Here is a 20,677-nt window from a genome sequence, read left to right as displayed (position 1 = left end):
TCATGGCCATCAGGGAGGATCACAACGTCCGCGCGGATCATTAAAGTCGGTGCCATGCTGCTCCGTCTGGCTCGGCTGCGTGACGCGCGACAAAGGGAATGAGGGCGCTCCCGGCTGAAGAGGCAGGGCGATGGAATGGCGAAGACCATGACGGCACTGCAAAGCGACAGGGCAAAGCGACAGGGCAAGGCGACAGGGCAAGGCGACAGCGCGGCGAAGGCCATGGCAGCGCTACTGAGCGACAACCCAAGGCGATGGTGCGGTGAGGGCGATCAGAGTTCTGCTGGTCGATGATCAGGAGCTCATCCGGCAGGGGCTGCGCAAGATGCTGGAGATCGAGGACGGCATCGAGGTGGTCGGTGAGGCGGCCGACGGGGAGGAGGCGCTGCGTGTGATCGAGACCTGCGATCCAGACGTGGCGCTGGTGGACGCGAGGATGCCCAGGATGGACGGCGTTGAGTCATGGACGTAGACGGCCGACGAATGACCCAACGACACCGCGACGCGGCGACGAAACAGGTGGCCGGCCGAAGCCCGGCCATGCGCCCCCATGAGTGACCAGGTCACCACGACCACGGCCCAGGGGGCGCGCGTCGCGGTGGCCGGCCACGCTCACCCGGTGAGCGTCACCCTGGACAGAGGCCGGCCACGTGTGGTGGGTGGGCTCTCCCGCGCGGAGCCGTAAAGGATGGAAAGGCCCTCAGCGCAAAGGATGGGACACCAAGGCTCAGGGGATCAGGCATGCGGGACCGAGCAGTTGCTTGAGGTCGCCCATGAGGGAGGCTGAGGGCGTCACCCGGAGGCGGTCGTCGAGGCGCAGCACCGTCGTCTTCGGCCCGTGGTGGACCTGCAGGTGCACCTCCGACGGGCCAGGGTGCAGGGCCAGGATCTCCTTCAGCCGCCCCACCACCGGCGGCGTGCAGCGCCTCAGGGGCAGGCTCACCAGCAGCGGTCCCCCGATCTCCTGGGTCAGGTCGGGCGCCGTCACCTCCATGGCGATGATCTTCGCCACGTCCTCGCGCTTGTCGATGCGCCCCTTGACGAAGACGATCGCGTCCTCGGCCAGGATCGTCGAGCACAGCTGGTAGGCGGAGGGGAAGATCATCACCTCGATCGAGCCCTCAAGGTCCTCGAGCTGGGTCAGCACCCACGTGTCGCCCCTCTTGGTCACCTTGCGCTGCATCCCGCTGAGGATCCCGCCCACGGTCACCACCTGCGAGTCGGCCCGGCCCTCGTCCTGCACGGCCGCGATCGAGCAGTCGGCCCCGAGCGCCAGGATGTGCTCGACGCCGAACAGCGGGTGGTCGGAGACGTAGAGGCCGAGCATCTCGCGTTCGAACTGCAGGAGGGTGTTCTTGTCCCACTCCCCCACCGGGATCTGCACGTCGAAGGTCTGGTCCTCGCCGCCGTCGGCCCCGCCGAACAGGGAGTCCTGCCCGATGGCCTCGTTCCTCTTGATGTCGGTGATCGCGTCGACGGCCGGCTCGTGCACCATGATCAGGCCCCTGCGCACGTGCCCCAGCGAGTCGAACGCCCCCGCCTTGACCAGCGACTCGATCACGCGCTTGTTGCAGACGACGGCGGGCACCTTGCGCAGGAAGTCCTTGAAGTCAGAGAAGCGGCCCTTCTGCCTGCGCGCGGCGATGATGCCGTCGACGACGTTGGCGCCCACGTTGCGCACCGCCGACAGCCCGAAGCGGATGTCGGTGCCGCGCGGCGTGAAGTCGAAGTCGGAGTCGTTGACGTCCGGCGGGAACACCTTGATGCCCATGCGGCGGCACTCGTTGAGGTAGAGGGCCGACTTGTCCTTGTCGTCCTTGACCGCGGAGAGCAGCGCGGCCATGTAGGCGGCCGGGTGGTTGGCCTTGAGGTAGGCGGTCCAGTAGGCGATGAGGCCGTAGGCGGCGGTGTGGGCCTTGTTGAAGGCGTAGTCGGAGAAGGGCAGCAGAATGTCCCACAGCGCCTTGATGGCGGCGGCGGGGTAGCCGTTGTCCTTCATGCCCTGCTCGAAGGAGGTGTACTGCTGGTCCAGCTCCGCCTTCTTCTTCTTGCCCATCGCGCGGCGCAGCAGGTCGGCGCTGCCGAGCGAGTAGCCGGCCACCCGCTGCGCGATGGCCATGACCTGCTCCTGGTAGATGATCAGGCCGTAGGTGGTGTCGAGGATGTCCCTGAGCGGCTCCTCCAGGGCGGGGTGGATCGGTGTGATCTCCTGCTGGCCGTTCTTGCGCAGGGCGTAGTTGGTGTGGGAGTTGGCGCCCATCGGGCCCGGCCGGTAGAGGGCGAGGGCGGCCGAGATGTCCTCGAAGTGGTCGGGGCGCATGAGGCGCAGCAGCGAGCGGCTGCCGCTGCCGTCGAGCTGGAAGACGCCGAGCGTGTCGCCCTTGGCCAGCAGGTCGTAGCTCTTACGGTCGTCGAGCGGCAGCCCGAGCAGATCGACCTTCTCGCCCGTGGTCGCCTCGATCATCTTGAGGCAGTCGTCCATGACGGTGAGGTTGCGCAGGCCCAGGAAGTCCATCTTCAGCAGGCCGAGCGACTCGCAGGCCGGATAGTCGAACTGCGTGATGATCACGCCGTCGGAGTCGCGGCGCATGATCGGGACGTGGTCGGTCAGCACCTCGGCCGACATGATCACGCCGGCGGCGTGCACGCCGGTCTGCCTGATCAGGCCCTCCAGGCCCCTGCCGAGGTCCATCGTCGCCTTGACGTCGGCGTCTTCCTCGTAGAGCCTGCGCAGCTCACCGGCCTCGTCGTAACGCGGGTGCTCCTTGTCGAAGATGCCGGCGAGCGGGATGTCCTTGCCCATGACGGCGGGCGGGAAGGCCTTGGAGACCCGGTCGCCCAGCGCGTAGGGGTAGCCCAGGACGCGGCCGGCGTCCTTGATGGCGGCCTTCGCCTTGATGGTGCCGAACGTGGCGATCATGGCGACCTTGTCGGCGCCCCACTTCTCGGTCACGTAGCGGATGACGTCGCCGCGCCTGCGCTCGTCGAAGTCGATGTCGACGTCGGGCATGGAGACGCGCTCGGGGTTGAGGAACCGCTCGAAGATCAGCCCGTGCGCGATCGGGTCGAGGTCGGTGATGCCCATCGCGTACGCCACCAGCGACCCCGCCGCCGACCCACGCCCGGGCCCGACCGGGATGCCGCTCTGCTTGGCCCACATGATGAAGTCGGCTACCACGAGGAAGTAGCTCGGGAAGCCCATCTGCTCGATGATCCCGATCTCGTATTCGGCCCGCTTCCTGTGGTGCTCGTCGTAGCCGTCCGGCCAGCGCCGGTCCATGCCCTCCCAGACGCCGCGGCGGAAGAACTCGCTCTCCGTCATCCCCTCGGGGATCGGGTAGGTCGGCATGAGGTTCTTGAACGGGAAGAACCCCGACGGATCGACCCGCTCGGCCACCAGCAGCGTGTTGCGGCAGCCCTCGGCCCACAGGTCGGAGGAGTCGACCGCGCGCATCTCCTCGGCGCTCTTGATGTAGTAGCCGGTGCCGTCGAAGCGGAAGCGGTCGGGGTCGGACAGCTGCTTGCCGGTCTGGATGCACAGGAGGGCGTCGTGGGAGGCGGCGTCGGCCTCGTGGGTGTAGTGCGAGTCGTTGGTCACCAGCGGCGGGATGCCCAGCTCCGCGCTGATCCGGCTCAGCCCGTCGCGGACGCGGCGCTCGATGTCGAGGCCGTGGTCCATGATCTCCAGGAAGAAGTCGTCCTTCCCGAAGATCTCCTGGTATTTCGCGGCGGCCTTGAGCGCCTCGTCGTACTGGCCGAGCCGCAGCCGTGTCTGCACCTCGCCCGACGGGCAGCCCGTGGTGGCCATGAGACCGCCGGCGTGCTCGGCGAGGAGCTCGGCGTCCATCCGCGCCCATTTGCGCACGAAACCCTCGGTGTAGGCGCGCGAGGACAGCTTCATCAGGTTGTGCAGGCCGGTCCTGTCACGCGCCCAGATCGTCATGTGGGTGTAGTGGCCACCCGCCGAGACATCGTCCCTCTTCTGGTGCGGCTCGCCCCACGACACCGGCTTCTTGTTGTGGCGGCGCTCGGGCGCCACGTAGGCCTCGATGCCGATGATCGGCTTCACGCCGGCGTCCGTGGCCTGCCGGTAGAAGTCGTAGGCGCCGTGCAGGTTGCCGTGGTCGGTGATCGCGATGGCGGGCATGCCCAGGTCGCCGACATGTCGGAACATCTGCTTGAGGCGGGCCGCCCCGTCCAGCATCGAGTATTCGGTATGGACGTGCAGATGGACGAACGAGTCGCTGGGCGACATGGAGCGGCGCCTCCCCGTCTCGAAGTGGTGTGCGATAACTGAACTGTAGTTGGCGGCACCGACAATCCGAGGCCGCCTCACACCAGCCCCGCGGACCGGCGCGGCGGGTCCAACGCCACAGGCCGTACCGATATCCTCGATGTCACTTAAAGTCATCAAGGAGTCACTCGGTGCGCACGCAGTCGGACGAGGGATACAAACACGCGCTGGGCAACCGGCAGGTCCAGATGATCGCCATCGGCGGGGCGATCGGGGTGGGCCTGTTCCTGGGCGCCGGCGGCCGGCTGGCCGCCGCGGGCCCGGCCCTCGTGCTCTCGTACGCCGCCGCCGGGGTGGCCGCGTTCTTCGTCATGCGGGCGCTCGGCGAGCTCGTGCTCTACCGCCCGGCCTCGGGCTCGTTCGTCGAGTACGCCGGCGAGTTCATCGGCCCGTGGGCGGCCTTCGCCAGCGGCTGGATGTACTGGATCAACTGGGCCTTCACCGGCATCGCCGAGCTGACCGCCATCGCCGCGTACGTCCATTACTGGGCCCCCGCCTTCCCCGAGTGGCTCACGGCCCTGATCTCCCTCGGCTTCGTCATGACCGTCAACCTGCTGTCGGTGCGGATGTTCGGCGAGCTGGAGTTCTGGTTCGCCATGCTCAAGGTCCTGGCCATCACGGTCTTCCTGGTGGTGGGCCTGGTGCTGGTGGTGTTCGCGGTCGGCGACGCGGGCCCGCAGAACCTGGTGGCGCACGGTGGGTTCTTCCCGACCGGGGTCCCGCTGGTGCTGATGAGCCTGCAGTCGGTGGTGTTCGCCTACGCCTCGATCGAGCTGGTCGGGATCACGGCGGGCGAGACGGCCAGGCCGCACGAGATCATGCCGAAGGCGATCAACGGCGTCGTGTGGCGCATCGGGATCTTCTACGTGGGCTCGGTGACGCTGCTGGCCATGGTCCTGCCCTGGACCGCCTACCAGGCGGACACCTCGCCGTTCGTGACGGTCTTCTCCGGGCTGGGCGTCCCGTGGGCGGCCGACGCCATGAACCTCGTGGTGATCACCGCCGCCCTCTCCTCCTGCAACTCCGGCCTGTACGCCACGGGCAGAATCCTGCGCTCGATGGCGATGAAGCAGGAGGCCCCCCGCTTCGCCGGCGCCCTCAGCTCCCGGCACGTGCCCATCGGCGGCATCGTGTTCACCGCCCTGATGTTCGTGGCGGGGGTGGCGTTGTTCTACTTCCTGCCCGAGCGGGCCTTCAACATCGCCACGGCCGTGGCCTCGCTCGGCGTGATCACCACGTGGGGCGTCCTGGTGTTCTGCCAGATCCGCCTGCGCCGCACAGGGCACCGCTCGGACTTCCCGATGCCCGGCTCCCCCTACACCAACTGGCTCACGCTGGCGTTCCTGGCGCTGGTGGTGCTGCTGATGCCGTTCGCCGACCAGGACCAGCGGGTGGCCTTCTACCTGGCCCCCGCCCTGGCCATCGCGATCACCCTGGGCTGGCTGGCGGTGAGCCGGCGGCGCGCGCGGCGGGCAGGAACCGTGGCCGCCCAGCCATTCCCGGGCCGATCATCGGCTGGGTAGTCTCGATGGCGGCAGCAGAAGCAGTCGCCGCTCGGGGAGGTCGCACTGGACGAGGCTAGACGGATGGCTCGACGGGGGGTCGTCCAGGCAGCCGCGGCGGCCGCCGCCGGCGTCGTGCTGGCGCTGGCGTGCCTGCCCCTCGGCGTCTACCCCAAGCTGGCCTGCGCCGTCCTGGACGCGGGCTGCCCCGCAGGCCGGGAGGCGCCGGGCGCCCTGCCGGTGGTGACCAGGCTGACACCCGTGCAAGTGGCCCAGAGCGGCAGATATGTCGCGCTCGGCGACTCCTACTCCTCCGGCGAGGGGGTCTACGAGCTGGACGAGGAGCCGGTCAACGACGGGGCCGACCGCTGCCACCGGGCGACGGGCTCCTACGTTCCGCTGGTCGCGAACGCCTACAGGTTCGGCGGCGGCACCGCCTTCTACGCCTGCAGCGGAGCCACCACCCGCCAGCTCCTGACCGGCCAGTACGGCCAGCCGCCGCAGATCACCCGGGTGAACTCGGCGGCGAGCCTGATCACGCTGAGCATCGGGGGCAACGACGCCGGCTTCACCAAGGTGCTGACGGGCTGCATCGTCAAGATCCCGTGGTCGACGGCCTGCGTCGACCAGGACGCCGCCGTCGGCCGCCGCATCGAGGAGCTGCGCACGAGCATGCTCCAGATCCTGCGCGAGCTGCGCGTGCGCGCCCCCGGCGCCCGCGTCATCGTGCTCGGCTACCCCAGGCCGTTCCCGGAGAGCCCGCAGACGAGCGTCGACAACATGAGCGAGGCCGACCAGCGCTGGCTGAACGGCATGACGCGGCGGCTCAACGACGCCGTGGGGGCCGTGGTGGCGGACTTCGACCGGGCCATCGCGGCGTTCGGCGCGCCCGGCAGCGCCGAATACGTGGACGCCTACGAGTCGTTCGCCGGCCACGAGGTGGGCCGGCCGCAGCCGTTCCTGAACGGGCTGGCCATGAACATGGAGGAGCTGTCGGTCAACGCGCGCAGCTATCACCCGACGGGTGACGGCTACCGCCGGTTCGCGGAGCTCATCACGAAGCAGATCGCGGCCGGCCCCGGCCGGCCGATGAACAACGTCCACGTGGCCGCCACCCCCTGAGCCGGGCTCACCGGGCCGCGCGCTCCTCGGCCAGGTGCAGGCCCGCCTCGATGACCGCGTTCATGATCGTGGCCATCCGCTCCTCACCCAGAGAGGGCGCGCGCACGGCCATCCTGGCGACGAGGGCGCGCTCCCTGCCCAGGTCGCGGCCCGCGAAGCCGCCCACCGGCTTGATCCGCTGCACGATGCCCGCCAGCGCGGCCCGCCGTTCGAACAGCGTGGCCAGCGCGGCGTCCACCCGGTCGATCGCCTGCCTGGCCTCGGGCAGCGTGGCGGGCGCCTCGTCGCGCAGCAGGGCGCCGACGAGCGCCACGGCCTCCTCCGCCACCCGCCGGTCCGCCCCCACGTCAGAGGCGTCGACGATCAGCCCGTCGGCCCCGGCCGCGACGGCGGCGGCCGACAGGCCGACGTCGCCGGAGACGTCGGCCAGCACGGGACGCCCCGAGGCCGCCTTGGCGGCCCGCATGAGCGCCAGGTCGGGCCGGCCGCCCTCGCACAGGATCACCCGCCCGTCCCCCTCGGTCGCGCAGTAGTCCGCCAGCCCCAGCCACTCCTCCACCGACGCCGTGGCCCGGCGCTCCACCACCACCGGCAGCCCGAGCCCGGCCGCCGCGCGCACCAGGGGGATGTCGCGCGTCCATGACGCCCCCACCACCACGGCGTGCGCGTGCTCGGCGATCGCCGGCAGGTCGGCGGCCGTGGACGGCTCCACGAGCGTGGCTCCCTCCAGCGCCTGCCCGCGCCGCAGGCTCACCCGGCCGCCGATCACCACGGCGGGCCCCTCGCCCACGAGCAGTTCGCCCACCGGCACCGCGTGCCGTTCCAGCGTCGATGACATTCCCGACTCCCCATTCGGCCGGCCCCTGGAGCCGGCGGGACAAAACCCAAAAAGGCAGAGACGGATGTCTCTGCCTCGTGCCGACTCCAGGTGGTCGCTAGCTCACGACCGGCTCTCCCGGAGCCGGCTCGGTAAACGCGTAGCGACGACAAGTCATATCTGAACCCTACACCCCTGCCTCCACCTGCTGGGCAGCCCTTCCCACATGACGGACTGTCCTTCAGGCGAGTCGCCGTTGATCCCTGCCTATGGGAGTATTTCTTGGCCTAGAGGGAGGGTTTGAGGCCGTTGATGTCGGATCGCAAGCAGGACGGACGCCGCATCGCCGGCCGCTACCAGCTGCAGGAACCCATTGGCAGGGGCGGAATGGGCATCGTCTGGCGTGCCCACGACGAGCTTCTCGACCGCACAGTCGCGGTCAAGGAGGTCAGATACGCCGCCGCCCTGGGCGAGGAAGTGCAGCTGCTGAACCGGCGCACCATGCGCGAGGCGAGGGCGGCGGCGAGGTTCGAGCATCCCAACGTGATCGTCGTGCACGACGTGATCGAGGAGGACGGCCGGCCCTGGATCGTCATGCAGCTCGTCCAGTCGCGCTCGCTGGGCGCCGTGATCAAGCAGGACGGGCCTCTGCAGCCCAAACGGGTGGCCGAGATCGGCCTGGCGATGCTGGACGCGCTGCACCGCGCCCACGAGGCGGGCGTGCTGCACCGTGACGTCAAACCCGAGAACGTGTTATTGGCGGACGACGGCCGGGTCGTGCTCACCGACTTCGGCATCGCCACGCTGGAGACCGAGACTCAGCTCACCGTGACGGGCCTGGCGGGCACGCCGGCGTTCATCGCGCCCGAGCGGCTCAAGGGACTGCCCGCCCGGCGCGAGTCGGACCTGTGGTCGCTGGGCGCCACGCTGTACACCGCCGTGGAGGGCCGCTCGCCGCACGAGCGCGGGATGGCCCTGGCGACCATGCACGCCGTGCTCACCGACGAGCCGGATCCCGCGACCCACGTGGGCCCGCTCAGCGACGTGATCAGCGGGCTGCTGGAGAAGGAGCCGGTGCAGCGGCTGACGTACGAGGAGACGCAGCGGCGGCTGCGCGAGACCCTCGCCCAGATGAACGCACCGGTGAGCCCGCCGCCCACCGCGCAGTTCCCGGCCGCGCAGGAGCTGCACGTGCCGGCCGCGGCCGAGCAGCGGCGCCCCACCGCGCCGACGAAGCCGAAGCGTCCCGCCAAGGCCAGGCGTCCGTACGCGCCGGTCGAGGACGACACCCCGACCGACCCCGACCTCCTGTCCCCCTCCCAGGAGGCCATGCCCGAGACCGGCGTCCGCATCCCCCAGGCGCTGACCGCCGAACCGCCGCGGCCTCCTGCCGAGTCCACGATGGAGGCGGGCAGGCCGGAGCAGCGCCGGGCCGCCCTGATCATCGCGGTCGCCGTGGCGGTCCTGCTGGTGGCGGGTGTGGGCGGCTACCTCGGCCTGCGCTCGGCTCCCGACGAGGGGCCGCAGGAGGATGCCGGCGCGCACGCGGCGGCCGTCACGACGAACCAGTCGCAGGCGCCGCCGAGCGCGTCCGCCTCGCAGCCGCCCACGGCCGAGCCGTCGGCGTCCGCGCCGGCGTCGCCCAGCTCCTCCCCCAGCGCGACACCCGAGGAGACGAAGAAGGACGCGATGCCGTCCGGGTGGAAGAACCACAAGGACAAGCTCGGCTTCCAGATCGGCCTGCCCAAGGGCTGGGACGAGTGGAAGCGCACCGGCAAGGGCGTCGAGTTCAAGGGTCCGGGCGGGGCGCCCAACGCGCACGTGCGGATCGAGGAGTTCCCCAAGCTCGGCAAGGACCCGTTGAAGGGCTGGAAGAAGCTGGAGCCGAGTCTCAAGGACGGCTACGGCGGCTACAAGAAGCTCGGCATCAAGAAGGTGGACTACCGCAAGGCCGCCGCCGACTGGGACTTCATCTGGCCCACCAACACGGGCAAGAGCCACATCCGCTACCGAGGGTTCATCGCGGAGGACGGGAAGGCGTACGCGATCTACTGGCACACGCTCAGCAGCCACTGGAAGGCCGACTATGACCTCTTCGAAGGCTTCTGTGCGACGTTCGTCCCTCCCAAGTAGGTAGGCTGCGCTCCGTGCGCGTCAGCAATCGTTACCGTCTCATCGAGCCGCTCGGCGAGGGCGGCATGGGTGTGGTCTGGCGAGCCTACGACGAGCTGCTAGACCGCACGGTGGCGGTCAAGGAGGTCCGTTACACGGGCGTCGGCGACGCCAAGCGGGCCGAGCTCAACCGCAGGACCATCAGGGAGGCCAGGGCCGCGGGCCGGCTCGACCACCCCTCGGTCGTCGTCATCCACGACGTCGTGGAGGAGGACGGCCGGCCCTGGATCGTGATGCAGCTCGTCCGCTCGCGCTCGCTGGCGCAGGTGATCGGCGAGAGCGGGCCGCTGCGGGCGGGACAGGTCGCGCTGATCGGCGGCCGGGTGCTCGACGCGCTGCGGGCCGCGCACGCGACCGGGGTGCTGCATCGTGACGTCAAGCCCGAGAACGTGCTGCTCGCCGACGACGGCAGGGTGGTGCTGACCGACTTCGGCATCGCCTCGATGGAGACCGAGGCGGGGCTGACGGCGACCGGCAACCTGGTGGGCACGCCCGCGTACATGCCGCCCGAGCGCCTCAACGGCGAGCCCGCCCGGCCGGAGTCGGACCTGTGGTCGCTGGGCGCCACGCTGTACGCGGCGGTCGAGGGGGAGCCGCCGTTCAAACGGGACTCCTGGGCCGCGACGGTGGCGGCGGTGCTGCGCGACGCGCCGGAGCCGCCGGTGCGGGCAGGGGCGCTGAAGCCGGTCATCATGGGCCTGCTGCGCCGCGACCCGGCCGCGCGGATGCCCGCGGAGGAGGCCGCCAGGCTCCTGTACGAGGTCGCCTCGGCCCCGGTCGCGACCACGCCCGGCCTCCCATGGGATGCCGAAGCGAGCCCTGCCGGGCGGACGACCGGTGGCGTGCCGTACCCCACGGTTCCCGGTCAGCGGAGCAGGCGCGGCAAGGCGCTGTGGCTCGGGGTGCCCGCGGCGGTGGCCGTCGTGGCGGTGCTGGGCACGGGCGGCGTCCTGCTGTCCGACCGGTGGACGGCCCAGGCCACGCCCCCGCCCGCCACGCCAACCACCGAGCCGAGCGCGACCCCCACCCCCACCCCAACCCTCACTCCCACCCCGGCCCCCACCGCCACGAACCCACGGGTCCCCGTGGGCTGGCGGTCGTACAGGAACACCGCGGGCGGCTTCCAGATCGCCCTGCCCCGGCAGTGGCGGGCGACGAAGAACCCGGCCAGGGACAGCGTCACCTTCAAGGGCGCCGGCGTCCCCGGCACGATGATCGTGGAGTGGACCGTCCCCGACCTCCCCTGGCAGGACCCGGTCAAGCACTGGGCCGCCCTGGAGGCGGAGATCCGCGCGAAGGGCGAGTTCCAGCAGTACAAGCGGATCGGCATCACCTCCACCCGCTACCTCGGCATGGAGGCGTCCGACTGGGAGTTCACCAGGATGCGCGACGGCGTGCTGATCCACGTGATCAACCGCGGCTTCCACACCGCCGACGGCCGCCCGTACGCCCTCTACTGGGAGAGCCCGCACGCCCGCTGGGCCAGGGACAGGCACTACTTCGACACGTTCGTCAAGGCGTTCAGGCCGCTGTGAAGGAGCAGGCGAGATTCTGGCGGCACCCGGCGGTGCCGGAGACGGACCTGCTCAAGGCCCGCTATGTCACCCACCGCTTCACCAGGCACGCCCACGACGGCTACGCCATCGGGCTGATCGTCTCGGGCGTGGAGGAGTTCGACTACAAGGGGACGTTGCATCGGGCGGCGGCGGGCGAGCTGGTGCTGGTCAACCCCGACTCGGCGCACACGGGGCAGGCGGGGACGCCGGGCGGGTGGGCGTACCGGATGCTCTATCCGTCGATCGACGCGCTGGCCGGGATCGCCGCCGAGCTGGGCATGCCCTTCGGGACGCCGCACTTTCCCGAGCAGGTGGCGCGCGACGAGCAGCTGGCGGCGCTGCTCGGGCGGACGCACCAGGCGGCCGAGCGGGGCGACGCGCTGGCCGCCTCGACGCTCAGCCGCACGTTGTTCGCCCGGCTGCTGACCCGCCACGCCGCCCCGGGACCGGCCGCGATCGTGCCGGACGTGGGCAGGCGGGCCGTTCGCGAGGCGCTGGACCTGCTGCACCAGAGCCTGGTCGATCCTCCGGCGCTGGACGACCTGGCGGGCGCGGTGGGGTCGCGGCCGTTCGCGCTGCTGCGGGCGTTCAAGGCGGCGACGGGGATGCCGCCGCACGCGTACCTGACCTCGCTGCGGGTCCGGCAGGCGTGCCGTCTTCTGCGCTCCGGTGTGCCTCCCGCGCGGGTGGCCGCCGAGGTGGGCTTCACCGATCAGGCCCACCTGAACCGGCACTTCAAACGCATTGTGGGCGTGCCGCCTGCCGCGTACCAGCGGGCTGCAGGAACGTACAAGACGGGTGATTTGTCCGCCATCTAGCCTCAGGTGGCATGGAACAGAACACACACCGTTCCGCCGCCGTGCGGGACGGTCTCGGCGTGGGCCTGGCCGTGGGGCTGTCCGGCCTCGCCTTCGGCGCCGCGGCGATCACCGCGGGCATCTCGGTGCCGCAGGCGTGCGTGCTGAGCCTGCTGGCCTTCACCGGCGCCTCGCAGTTCGCGCTCACCGGCGCCGTGGCCGCGGGCGGCGACCTGGTGACCGCCGCTCTGGGCGCGCTGCTGCTGGGCGGCCGCAACACCCTGTACGGCCTGCGCCTGGCCGACCTGCTCCAGGTACGCGGCCCGCGCAGGCTCCTGGCCGCGCACGGCGTCATCGACGAGACCGCGGCCGTCACGCTGGCCCAGCCGACCCCCCAGGCGGCCCGCACGGGCTTCCTGACCACGTTCGCCAGCCTGTACCTCACCTGGAACCTCACCACGCTGGCCGGCGCCTACGGCACCTCGTTCCTGGGCGACCCCGGCGTCCTCGGGCTGGACGTGGTGGGCCCGGTCGCGTTCCTGGCCATCCTGTGGCCCCGCCTGGCGGGCAGCGCCGAACTGCGCGGGCTGGCCGCCGGCGCGGCGGCGATCGCGCTGTGCGCCACCCCGTTCTTCCCCCCGGGCGTGCCCGTGCTGCTGTCGGCCGTCGCGGTCCTGGTGGTGATGGTCCGATGACGCTGTGGTGGGCGATCGCCGCCGTCTGCGCGGGCTGCTACGCGCTCAAGCTGGCCGGGCTGGCCGCGCCCCGGGCGGTGCTGAACCATCCGGCCGTGCGCAGGTTCGCGGAACTGGTGCCGGTGGCGCTGCTGGCGGCGCTGATCGCGGTGCAGTTGTTCACGGAGCAGGGCGGGCTGCGCTTCGATCCCGCCCGCGCGGCGGGGCTCGGGGCGGCGGTCGTGGCGCTGCTGCTGCGCGCCCCTTTCCTGGTCGTTCTGGCCACCGCGGCGGCGATTACCGCGCTTGTCCGGATTCTTCTGGGGTAGTCGCCGGTGCATGTCCGATTCTGCGGAGATGGTCGGCGGGCGATATCGGCTGCTGAAGACGATCGGTCAAGGCGGCATGGGCACGGTGTGGCAGGCGCACGACGAGGTGCTCGGCAGGGACGTGGCCGTCAAGGAGGTGCTGCCGCCGCCCGATCTGACGGGCGCCGAGCGCGAGGAGTTCGCCAAGCGCACCTTCCGTGAGGCCAGGGCGGCCGGCCGGGTGGCGCACCCCGGCGTGGCCACCGTGTACGACGTCGTGGAGGAACGAGGCCACCCCTGGATCGTCATGCAACTCGTGCGCTCGCGCACGCTGGGCGAGCTGATCCGCGACGAGGGCCCGATGCCCCCGCTCGACGCCGCCGCCGTCGGGCTGCAGCTCATGGAGGCGCTGCGCGCCGCGCACGCGGCCGGCGTCTTACACCGGGACGTCAAGCCCGACAACGTGCTGCTCGCCCAGGACGGCCGGGCGGTGCTCACCGACTTCGGCATCGCCACCACCGAGGACGAGGCGCCCCTCACGCGCACGGGCATCCTGGTCGGCACCCCCGCCTTCATGGCGCCGGAACGCGCGGCGGGCAGCCGGGCCATGCCGGCGTCGGACCTGTGGTCGCTGGGCGTGACGCTGTACATGGCCGTCGAGGGCAAGTCCCCCTTCCACCGGGACAACGCCCTGGCCACGCTGGGCGCGGTCATGCACGCCGAGCCGGAGCCGCTGGCCCGCGCTGGCGTGCTCGCCCCCGTGCTGCTGGGGCTGCTGCGCAAGGATCCGGCCCAGCGCATGACGCTGGAGGAGGCCGAGCGGCGGGTGGGCGCGATCCTGACGGGCAGCGTCCCCGAGCGGACGGGCCCTGTCACCGTTCCCGGGATGAGGCGGCGGCGCCGTTCGCCGGTGGCCGCGATCGCCGCGGGCGCGGTCGTCGTCGGCCTGGTCACGGGCGGGGCCGCCTGGTGGACCCAGCGCGACCAGCACCGCACCTCGCCGCCGGGTCCTCTCCCCGCCGTGGTGACGGCCACCGCCTCCAAGACGGGGACCCCGCGCCCGACGTACGAGGCGCCGGCGCGGACCACTCCGCCTCAGACCACTCCGCCGCAGACCGCTGCGCCCCGGACCGGGAGCACCCCGCCGCCCTCGCGGGAACAGTCCGGTACGCCGACCGGCGAGCGGACCACCGGCAAGACCCGGAGGCCGGAGCCGACCGGCACCAAGAAGGACAAGACGCCCGCCGCCGCCACCCCCAGCCAGGTGGAGGGTTCGGGCAACGGCCGGGCATCGGACAAGGGCAAGAAGAAGAGGGCCTGAGCCTCAGGACTCCTCGCGGACGATCTCCAGGGCCTTGTTCAGGTCGGCCGGGTAGTCGGTGCTGAACGACATCCACTCCCCGGTCGAGGGGTGCTCGAACCCGAGCGCCACCGCGTGCAGCCACTGCCGGGTGAGGCCGAGGCGGGCCGACAGCGTGGGGTCGGCGCCGTACAGGAGGTCTCCGACGCACGGGTGGCGCAGCGCCGACATGTGCACCCTGATCTGGTGCGTGCGTCCGGTCTCCAGCTTGATGTCCAGCAGCGACGCGGCCCTGAACGCCTCCACCGTGTCGTAGTGCGTGACGGACGGCTTCCCGCCGGCCACCACGGCGAAGCGGCCGTCGCCCGACGGGTGCCGGTCGATGGGCGCGTCCACCGTGCCCCTGAACGGGTCGGGATGCCCCTGCACCAGCGCGTGGTAGCGCTTGTCGACCGTGCGCTCCTTGAAGGCCCGCTTGAGGAAGGAGTAGGCGTGCTCGCTCTTGGCCACCGCCATCGCGCCCGTGGTGTTGGCGTCGAGCCGGTGCACGATGCCCTGGCGCTCGGCGGCGCCGCTGGTGGCGATCGTGTGCCCGGCCCCGAGCAGCCCGCCGATCACGGTGGGCCCGGTCCAGCCGACGGTCGGGTGGGCGGCGACCCCGATGGGCTTGTTGACCACGATGATGTCGTCGTCCTCGTAGACGATGGTCATGCCCGGCACGGGCTCGGCCACCGGCATGGGCGTGGTGACGGGCGGCGGCATCGTCACCTCCAGCCACGCTCCGGCGTGCACTCTGTCGGACTTGGCGGGCTGGCGGCCGTCCACCTGCACCTCGCCCGCCACGATCAGCTCGGCGGCGCGGGTGCGGGAGAAGCCGAACAGCCGCGAGAGCGCGGCGTCGACCCGCTCGCCCTCCAGCCCGTCGGGCACCGGCAGGCTGCGCTGCTCAGTCATCCTTCGCCACCTCCTTGGACCCGTCGATCTGCACGTTGCGCCAGGCCAGGAGCACCGCCAGGATGCCACCGCAGACGATCGCGGAGTCGGCGACGTTGAACACGGGGAAATAGTCGATGATGGGGAAGTGCCCGGGGAGCACCTCGATGAAGTCCACGACGTGCCCCTGGAGCTGCGAGGAGCGCCCGAACCCCGAGGGATAGCGCAGCAGCCGGTCGGTGAGGTTGCCGAGCGCGCCGCCCAGCAGCAGCCCGAGGGTGAGTGCCCAGGCCCGGCTGCCGAGTTTGCGCGCCGTGCGCACGATGGCCACGACCACGCCCGCCGCGATGAAGGTGAAGACGAACGTCATTCCGGTGCCGATGCTGAACGCGGCACCGGAATTGAAGATCACCCGGAACTGCAGCACGTCCGGGATGACGACCAGGGGGGGCTGGTCCTCCAGGGTGCGCAGCACCACCGTCTTGGTGATGAGGTCGGCCGCGTAGATCACGGCCGCCAGCACGACGAGGACGGCGAAGAGCCGCCCGCGACTCCCGCCTCCCGTTACCGGCGCTCCTCCTTCTGCTTGCAGGCCACGCACAGCGTCGCCCTCGGGAACGCCTGAAGGCGTTCCTTGCCGATCGGCTTGTGGCACGATTCGCACACTCCATAGGTCCCTGCGTCGATCCTGGCGATCGCACGTTCGTTCTGCGCGACCAGATCGCGCGCATTCAGGGTAAGGGCGATCTCGCGTTCGCGCTCGTAGGTCTTGGCGCCGGCGTCCGCCTGGTCGTCGCCCGCTCCCTGGGTGACGTCCCCGGAGGCGATCTCCGACTCGTGGCGCGTGATGTCCGCCTCGAGCTCGTCGATCTCCGACTGGAGACTGCCGCGTACCTCGGCCAGCTCCTCTTCCGACCACATCGACGGTGTAGCGGTCTGCGTGACTGCCGCCATGGCTGCCTCCATTGCTGATCAAGGCCGTAAATGGTGCGGGCAGCTTAGGATCCTGATAACGGAACGGCAAACGACCCGCCGGACGGTTTACCTCCCCCGTACTATCCCGCCCCGCGCATTCAACTCCTCCCCAGGGGCGTCCATTCCCACAACTTTGCACCGTTTACGACTTACGTACCGGTGGGCGGGTCGCCACCTGGAAAACGTGGAAGCCTTCGCCCCCACTCTGCGTTATGGTTTGAGACTGCAAGGCGTTGATGGGGCCCGACTGTGAGGGATATCACCCCGGAGCCGCCGGAAGAACGGCTCTCGCGAGCTCATTAGAACCGGCAGCAGCTCAAATGAAGAGGGCCCCGCCCGCGCGGCGAGGCCAAGAAGGGTGGTACCGCGGAGCCGCGAGGCTTCGTCCCTTCGCGCACAGCCCAACGGCCGATCAAGCGTGGAGGTCCCGCCCGAAATGTCTTCCCCATCATTCCGCTCTCTTCCCGCGCAGGTCGACCTGCCCGCGCTCGAGCGCGAGGTCCTCGACCGCTGGCGGGACGGGAAGATCTTCGAGCGGTCCATCGAGCAGAACTCCGGCAACCCCTCCTGGGTCTTCTACGAGGGCCCGCCCACCGCCAACGGCCTGCCCGGCGTCCACCACGTCGAGGCGCGGGTGTTCAAGGACCTGTTCCCGCGCTACAAGTCGATGCGCGGCTTCAGCGTTCCGCGTAAGGCCGGCTGGGACTGCCACGGCCTGCCGGTCGAGGTCGGCGTGGAGCGCGAGCTGGGCCTGTCCGGCAAGAAGGACATCGAGACCTACGGCATCGCCGAGTTCAACGCCAAGTGCCGCGAGTCGGTGCTGCGGCACGTGGACGCGTTCGAGCAGATGACCGAGCGGATGGGCTACTGGATCGACCTGTCCCAGGCCTACCGCACGATGGACCCGTCCTACATCGAGTCCGTCTGGTGGTCGCTGAAGGTCGTCTTCGACAAGGGGCTGCTGTTCCGCGACTTCCGCATCACGCCCTACTGCCCGCGCTGCGGCACCGGGCTGTCCGACCACGAGCTGGGCCAGCCGGGCGGCTACGAGACCGTCTCCAGCCCGTCGGTCTACGTCCGCATGCCCGTGACCTCGGGCCCCCTCGCCGAGCTGGGCGCCTCCCTGCTCATCTGGACGACCACGCCGTGGACGCTGGTCTCCAACACGGCCGTGGCCGTGCACCCCGACGTCACCTACGTCGCGGCCCGCACGGCCGAGGGCGAGGTCCTGGTCGTGGCCGAGCCGCTGCTGTCGGTGCTCGGCGACGACGTGACCGAGGTGGCCCGCTACGCCGGTCGCGACCTGGAGCGCACCACCTACTCGCGCCCGTTCGACCTGGTCGACATCCCGGGCGCCCACTACGTGGTGCTCGGCGACTACGTCACCGTCGAGGACGGCACCGGCCTGGTCCACCAGGCCCCCGCCTTCGGCGCCGACGACCTGGCCGTGATCAGGCGTTACGACATGCCCGTCGTCAACCCGGTCGGCCCCGACGGGCGCTTCCTCGACGACGTGCCCATGGTCGGCGGCCGCTTCTTCAAGGACGCCGACGAGGAGCTGACCGAGGACCTGCGGGCGCGCGGGCTGCTGTACCGCGGCGGCCACCTCGAGCACAGCTACCCGCACTGCTGGCGCTGCCACACCGCGCTGCTCTACTACGCCCTGCCCTCCTGGTACATCCGCACCACCGCCGTCAAGGACCAGATGCTGGCGGAGAACTCCGGCACCAACTGGTACCCGGACACGATCAAGTGGGGCCGCTTCGGCGAGTGGCTGCGCAACAACGTGGACTGGTCGCTGTCGCGCTCGCGCTACTGGGGCACGCCGCTGCCGCTGTGGGTGTGCTCACAGGATGAGTCCCACGTGACGTGCGTGGGGTCGATGGAGGAGCTGGGCGCGCTCGCCGGGCAGGACGTCTCGGCGCTCGACCCGCACCGCCCCTACGTCGACGACGTCACCTTCGACTGCCCGGCCTGCGGCGCCCTGGCCCGCCGCGTGCCCGACGTCATCGACGCCTGGTACGACTCGGGCTCCATGCCGTTCGCCCAGTGGGGCGAGCGCGGCAAGCCGGAGGGCGTCTACCCGGCGCAGTTCATCTGCGAGGCCACCGACCAGACGCGCGGCTGGTTCTACTCGCTGATGGCCGTCGGCACGCTCGTCTTCGGCCAGTCCTCCTACGAGAACGTGCTCTGCCTCGGCCTCATCCTGGCCGAGGACGGCCGCAAGATGAGCAAGCACCTGGGCAACATCCTCGAGCCGATCCCGCTGATGGACGAGCACGGGGCCGACGCGCTGCGCTGGTTCATGGCCTGCTCCGGCTCGCCGTGGGCGGCCCGCCGGGTGGGGCACAACACGCTGGAGGAGATCGTCCGCAAGGTCCTGCTGACGCTCTGGAACACCACCTCCTTCCTCACCCTCTACGCCAACGCCGAGTCCTGGTCGCCGGCCCGGCTCGCGGAGGCCACCCCGGCCGCCGAACGCCCGCTGCTGGACCGCTGGGCGCTGGCCGAGCTGCACAGGACGGTGGCCGAGGTCACGGCGGCGCTGGACGTCTATGACACCCAGCGCGCCGGCCGCCGCCTGGCCGACTTCCTCGACGACCTGTCCAACTGGTACGTACGCCGCTCGCGCCGCCGCTTCTGGCAGGGCTCGGAAGACGCCTTCGCCACACTGTACGAGTGCCTGGAGACGGTCATCAGGCTCATGGCGCCCGTCACGCCGTTCGTCACCGACTACCTCTGGGACGTCCTGCGTGCCGAGGACGCCCCCTCGTCGGTGCACCTGGCCTCCTGGCCGCAGGTGCGCGAGGACCTGCTGAACCCGGCGCTGTCGGACCAGATGGCCCTGGTGCGGCGCCTGGTGGAGCTGGGCCGCTCGGCCCGCGCCTCCTCCGGCGTCAAGACCCGCCAGCCGCTGCGGCGCGCCCTGGTGGGGGCGCACGACTGGCCCTCACTCCCCGGTGAGCTGCGCGGCCTCGTGGCCGACGAGCTGAACGTCCAGGCCCTCGAAGACATGTCCGGCTTCAGCGCCGACCTCGTGTCCTACACGGTCAAGCCCAACTTCCGGGCCCTGGGCAAGCGCTTCGGCTCCCAGACCAAGCTCGTGGCCGCCGCGGTGGCCGCCGCCGACCCCACCCGCGTGGCCAGGGCCCTGCGCTCCGGCTCCACGGTCATGGTCGAGTCCGAAGACCTGGGCGAGATCATGCTCGGCCCCGACGAGGTCATCGTCAACGAGCAGCCCCGCTCGGGCTGGGCCGTCGAGACGGGCGCCATCGGCACGGGCACGGGCGAGACGGTGGCCCTGGACCTGGAGCTCGACGACGACCTGCGCCGCGCGGGCCTGCTCCGCGAGGTCATCCGCCTGGTCCAGGAGGCCCGCAAGTCCACCGGCCTGTCGATCACGGACCGCATCGACCTCTGGTGGAGCGCCTCCTCCCCCGACCTGGCCACCGCCCTGCGCTCGGACGGCCGCGTGGTCACCGAGGAAGTCCTCGCCACCACCCTCACGGAGGGCGCCGCCGAGGACCTCCCTCGTCACACGGACGAGGACCTGGGCCTGACCTTCCAGCTCCGCCGCGCCTGACCCTTCCAGGGGCGCACCCCACTCCGCGGGGTGCGCCCCTTTCTTCTTCACCTTCAGCTGTCGTGCCCGGTGGTTCGGCGCGGCAGGGTGTCGACTGACTGATCACACGCGGGCGTCGTCTCGCGGCCCTCAAAGCCGGCGTCCTTGTCCCGTATCCGCTGCGGCATGGCGCGCTGATCCGGTGCTCGCATCAGCACCCACGAGTCGCGCTCCAGGCACACCCTCAGGTCGCTGACCCAAGACTGCGCATCCGGTCCAGGACGGGCACGACAAGCCTTCACCGCATGCCAGTTCGCCGGTCCGGCGGCGGTATTCGGCGCGCTGGTCGATCTTGTGCTGCACATCGGCGTAGATGTCGGCGATCGCCGCGAGTCGGCTGATCGTGAGCACTGGGCGGGGCCGATGCCCAACACGGTGAGAGCGACCACCGAGACGCCAGGGGGAAGCTCCCAGCCCACGTCAGCAGGAGCCTCTTGACCCACGCCACGGGAGGCTCCCAGCCCACGTCAGGACTGGACTCTCCTGGCCCCACGTCGAGGAGACGCTCTCACCTCACGTCAGGAGCCTCCTGGCCCACCTCAGGGGGAGGCTCCCAACCCACGTCAGGACTGGACTCTCCTGGCCCACGTCGGGGAGAGGCTCTC

Annotated in this window: 15 protein-coding genes and 1 pseudogene; 11 read left to right on the top strand and 5 right to left on the bottom strand. The window is 70.8% G+C overall.

Translation table 11 applies throughout. The annotated features are described in order from the left end of the window. Window positions 1-262: 262 nt before the first annotated feature. Both ACFPZ3_RS43875 and ACFPZ3_RS43870 read left to right on the top strand, forming a co-directional pair. Window positions 263-460 (top strand): annotated as a pseudogene (locus tag ACFPZ3_RS43875) (response regulator transcription factor); the annotation flags it as partial. A 90-nt stretch (window positions 461-550) separates the two neighbouring features. Further along, entirely contained in the window at window positions 551-685 is a 135-nt protein-coding gene (locus tag ACFPZ3_RS43870) for a hypothetical protein (protein WP_379520315.1), read from the top strand. A 42-nt stretch (window positions 686-727) separates the two neighbouring features. Here ACFPZ3_RS43870 and dnaE read toward each other — a convergent pair whose 3' ends face one another. Continuing rightward, on the bottom strand, window positions 728-4,255 hold the full coding sequence (gene dnaE / locus ACFPZ3_RS43865) for a DNA polymerase III subunit alpha (protein ID WP_379520314.1): 3,528 nt from the start codon (window positions 4,253-4,255) through the stop codon (window positions 728-730). A gap of 170 nt (window positions 4,256-4,425) precedes the next feature. On the opposite strand from dnaE, the gene ACFPZ3_RS43860 reads away from it, so the two are divergent. Further along, window positions 4,426-5,817, top strand: a complete 1,392-nt coding sequence (locus tag ACFPZ3_RS43860) for an amino acid permease (protein ID WP_379520313.1) — start codon at window positions 4,426-4,428, stop codon at window positions 5,815-5,817. A gap of 63 nt (window positions 5,818-5,880) precedes the next feature. Continuing rightward, window positions 5,881-6,918, top strand: coding sequence for an SGNH/GDSL hydrolase family protein (locus ACFPZ3_RS43855; protein ID WP_379520312.1), 1,038 nt, complete (start codon window positions 5,881-5,883; stop codon window positions 6,916-6,918). 7 nt (window positions 6,919-6,925) lie between these two features. Here the strand turns inward: ACFPZ3_RS43855 and ACFPZ3_RS43850 are convergent, their stop codons facing one another. Continuing rightward, window positions 6,926-7,756 carry a chorismate mutase gene (locus ACFPZ3_RS43850; protein ID WP_379520311.1) on the bottom strand — a complete coding sequence of 277 codons (831 nt, stop codon included), beginning with the start codon at window positions 7,754-7,756 and terminating at the stop codon, window positions 6,926-6,928. 291 nt (window positions 7,757-8,047) lie between these two features. On the opposite strand from ACFPZ3_RS43850, the gene ACFPZ3_RS43845 reads away from it, so the two are divergent. The 6 genes from ACFPZ3_RS43845 to ACFPZ3_RS43820 are packed head-to-tail and all read left to right on the top strand — an operon-like array spanning window position 8,048 to window position 14,563. After that, entirely contained in the window at window positions 8,048-9,868 is a 1,821-nt protein-coding gene (locus tag ACFPZ3_RS43845) for a serine/threonine-protein kinase (protein ID WP_379520310.1), read from the top strand. A 14-nt stretch (window positions 9,869-9,882) separates the two neighbouring features. Beyond that, the gene (locus tag ACFPZ3_RS43840) at window positions 9,883-11,442 is read left to right on the top strand and encodes a serine/threonine-protein kinase (protein ID WP_379520309.1); all 1,560 of its coding nucleotides are present in this window, start codon (window positions 9,883-9,885) and stop codon (window positions 11,440-11,442) included. Then, window positions 11,439-12,281: an AraC family transcriptional regulator gene (locus ACFPZ3_RS43835; protein ID WP_379520308.1), complete on the top strand. Its 843-nt coding sequence runs from the start codon at window positions 11,439-11,441 to the stop codon at window positions 12,279-12,281. Before ACFPZ3_RS43840 ends, ACFPZ3_RS43835 begins: the two co-directional genes overlap by 4 nt. An 11-nt stretch (window positions 12,282-12,292) precedes the next feature. Next, on the top strand, window positions 12,293-12,955 hold the full coding sequence (locus ACFPZ3_RS43830; protein WP_379520307.1) for an AzlC family ABC transporter permease: 663 nt from the start codon (window positions 12,293-12,295) through the stop codon (window positions 12,953-12,955). After that, complete coding sequence (locus ACFPZ3_RS43825; RefSeq protein WP_379520306.1) at window positions 12,952-13,263, top strand: AzlD domain-containing protein; 312 nt, start codon at window positions 12,952-12,954, stop codon at window positions 13,261-13,263. The genes ACFPZ3_RS43830 and ACFPZ3_RS43825 overlap by 4 nt, the downstream gene beginning before the upstream one ends. A gap of 10 nt (window positions 13,264-13,273) precedes the next feature. Next, complete coding sequence (locus ACFPZ3_RS43820) at window positions 13,274-14,563, top strand: serine/threonine-protein kinase (protein WP_379520305.1); 1,290 nt, start codon at window positions 13,274-13,276, stop codon at window positions 14,561-14,563. Window positions 14,564-14,566: 3 nt separating this feature from the next. Here ACFPZ3_RS43820 and ACFPZ3_RS43815 read toward each other — a convergent pair whose 3' ends face one another. Genes ACFPZ3_RS43815 through ACFPZ3_RS43805 form a run of 3 tightly spaced genes read right to left on the bottom strand, consistent with a single transcriptional unit; the run spans window position 14,567 to window position 16,429 of the window. Continuing rightward, window positions 14,567-15,496 (bottom strand): RluA family pseudouridine synthase, encoded by a 930-nt coding sequence (locus ACFPZ3_RS43815; protein ID WP_379520304.1) that lies wholly within the window; start codon window positions 15,494-15,496, stop codon window positions 14,567-14,569. Then, window positions 15,489-16,076 carry a signal peptidase II gene (lspA, locus tag ACFPZ3_RS43810; RefSeq protein WP_379520303.1) on the bottom strand — a complete coding sequence of 196 codons (588 nt, stop codon included), beginning with the start codon at window positions 16,074-16,076 and terminating at the stop codon, window positions 15,489-15,491. Before lspA ends, ACFPZ3_RS43815 begins: the two co-directional genes overlap by 8 nt. Beyond that, window positions 16,040-16,429, bottom strand: coding sequence for a TraR/DksA family transcriptional regulator (locus ACFPZ3_RS43805; protein WP_379520302.1), 390 nt, complete (start codon window positions 16,427-16,429; stop codon window positions 16,040-16,042). The genes lspA and ACFPZ3_RS43805 overlap by 37 nt, the downstream gene beginning before the upstream one ends. A gap of 457 nt (window positions 16,430-16,886) precedes the next feature. Here ACFPZ3_RS43805 and ileS point away from each other — a divergent pair, with 457 nt between their 5' ends. After that, window positions 16,887-20,033 carry an isoleucine--tRNA ligase gene (gene ileS / locus ACFPZ3_RS43800; RefSeq protein ID WP_379520301.1) on the top strand — a complete coding sequence of 1,049 codons (3,147 nt, stop codon included), beginning with the start codon at window positions 16,887-16,889 and terminating at the stop codon, window positions 20,031-20,033. Window positions 20,034-20,677 lie beyond the last annotated feature (644 nt).

This window comes from Nonomuraea insulae (assembly GCF_042656245.1).
Note: the sequence above shows the minus strand (reverse complement) of the source record. Positions and strands in the feature narration are given on the sequence as shown.

What these genes read in the sequence shown, in the direction of transcription:
- ACFPZ3_RS43870 (WP_379520315.1), top strand. Translation starts at nt 551, where the DNA reads ATGAGTGACCAGGTCACCACGACCACGGCCCAGGGGGCGCGCGTCGCG.
- dnaE (WP_379520314.1), bottom strand. Translation starts at nt 4,255, where the DNA reads ATGTCGCCCAGCGACTCGTTCGTCCATCTGCACGTCCATACCGAATAC.
- ACFPZ3_RS43855 (WP_379520312.1), top strand. Translation starts at nt 5,881, where the DNA reads ATGGCTCGACGGGGGGTCGTCCAGGCAGCCGCGGCGGCCGCCGCCGGC.
- ACFPZ3_RS43850 (WP_379520311.1), bottom strand. Translation starts at nt 7,756, where the DNA reads ATGTCATCGACGCTGGAACGGCACGCGGTGCCGGTGGGCGAACTGCTC.
- ACFPZ3_RS43845 (WP_379520310.1), top strand. Translation starts at nt 8,048, where the DNA reads ATGTCGGATCGCAAGCAGGACGGACGCCGCATCGCCGGCCGCTACCAG.
- ACFPZ3_RS43830 (WP_379520307.1), top strand. Translation starts at nt 12,293, where the DNA reads ATGGAACAGAACACACACCGTTCCGCCGCCGTGCGGGACGGTCTCGGC.
- ACFPZ3_RS43825 (WP_379520306.1), top strand. Translation starts at nt 12,952, where the DNA reads ATGACGCTGTGGTGGGCGATCGCCGCCGTCTGCGCGGGCTGCTACGCG.
- ACFPZ3_RS43820 (WP_379520305.1), top strand. Translation starts at nt 13,274, where the DNA reads ATGTCCGATTCTGCGGAGATGGTCGGCGGGCGATATCGGCTGCTGAAG.
- ACFPZ3_RS43815 (WP_379520304.1), bottom strand. Translation starts at nt 15,496, where the DNA reads ATGACTGAGCAGCGCAGCCTGCCGGTGCCCGACGGGCTGGAGGGCGAG.
- ACFPZ3_RS43805 (WP_379520302.1), bottom strand. Translation starts at nt 16,429, where the DNA reads ATGGCGGCAGTCACGCAGACCGCTACACCGTCGATGTGGTCGGAAGAG.
- ileS (WP_379520301.1), top strand. Translation starts at nt 16,887, where the DNA reads ATGTCTTCCCCATCATTCCGCTCTCTTCCCGCGCAGGTCGACCTGCCC.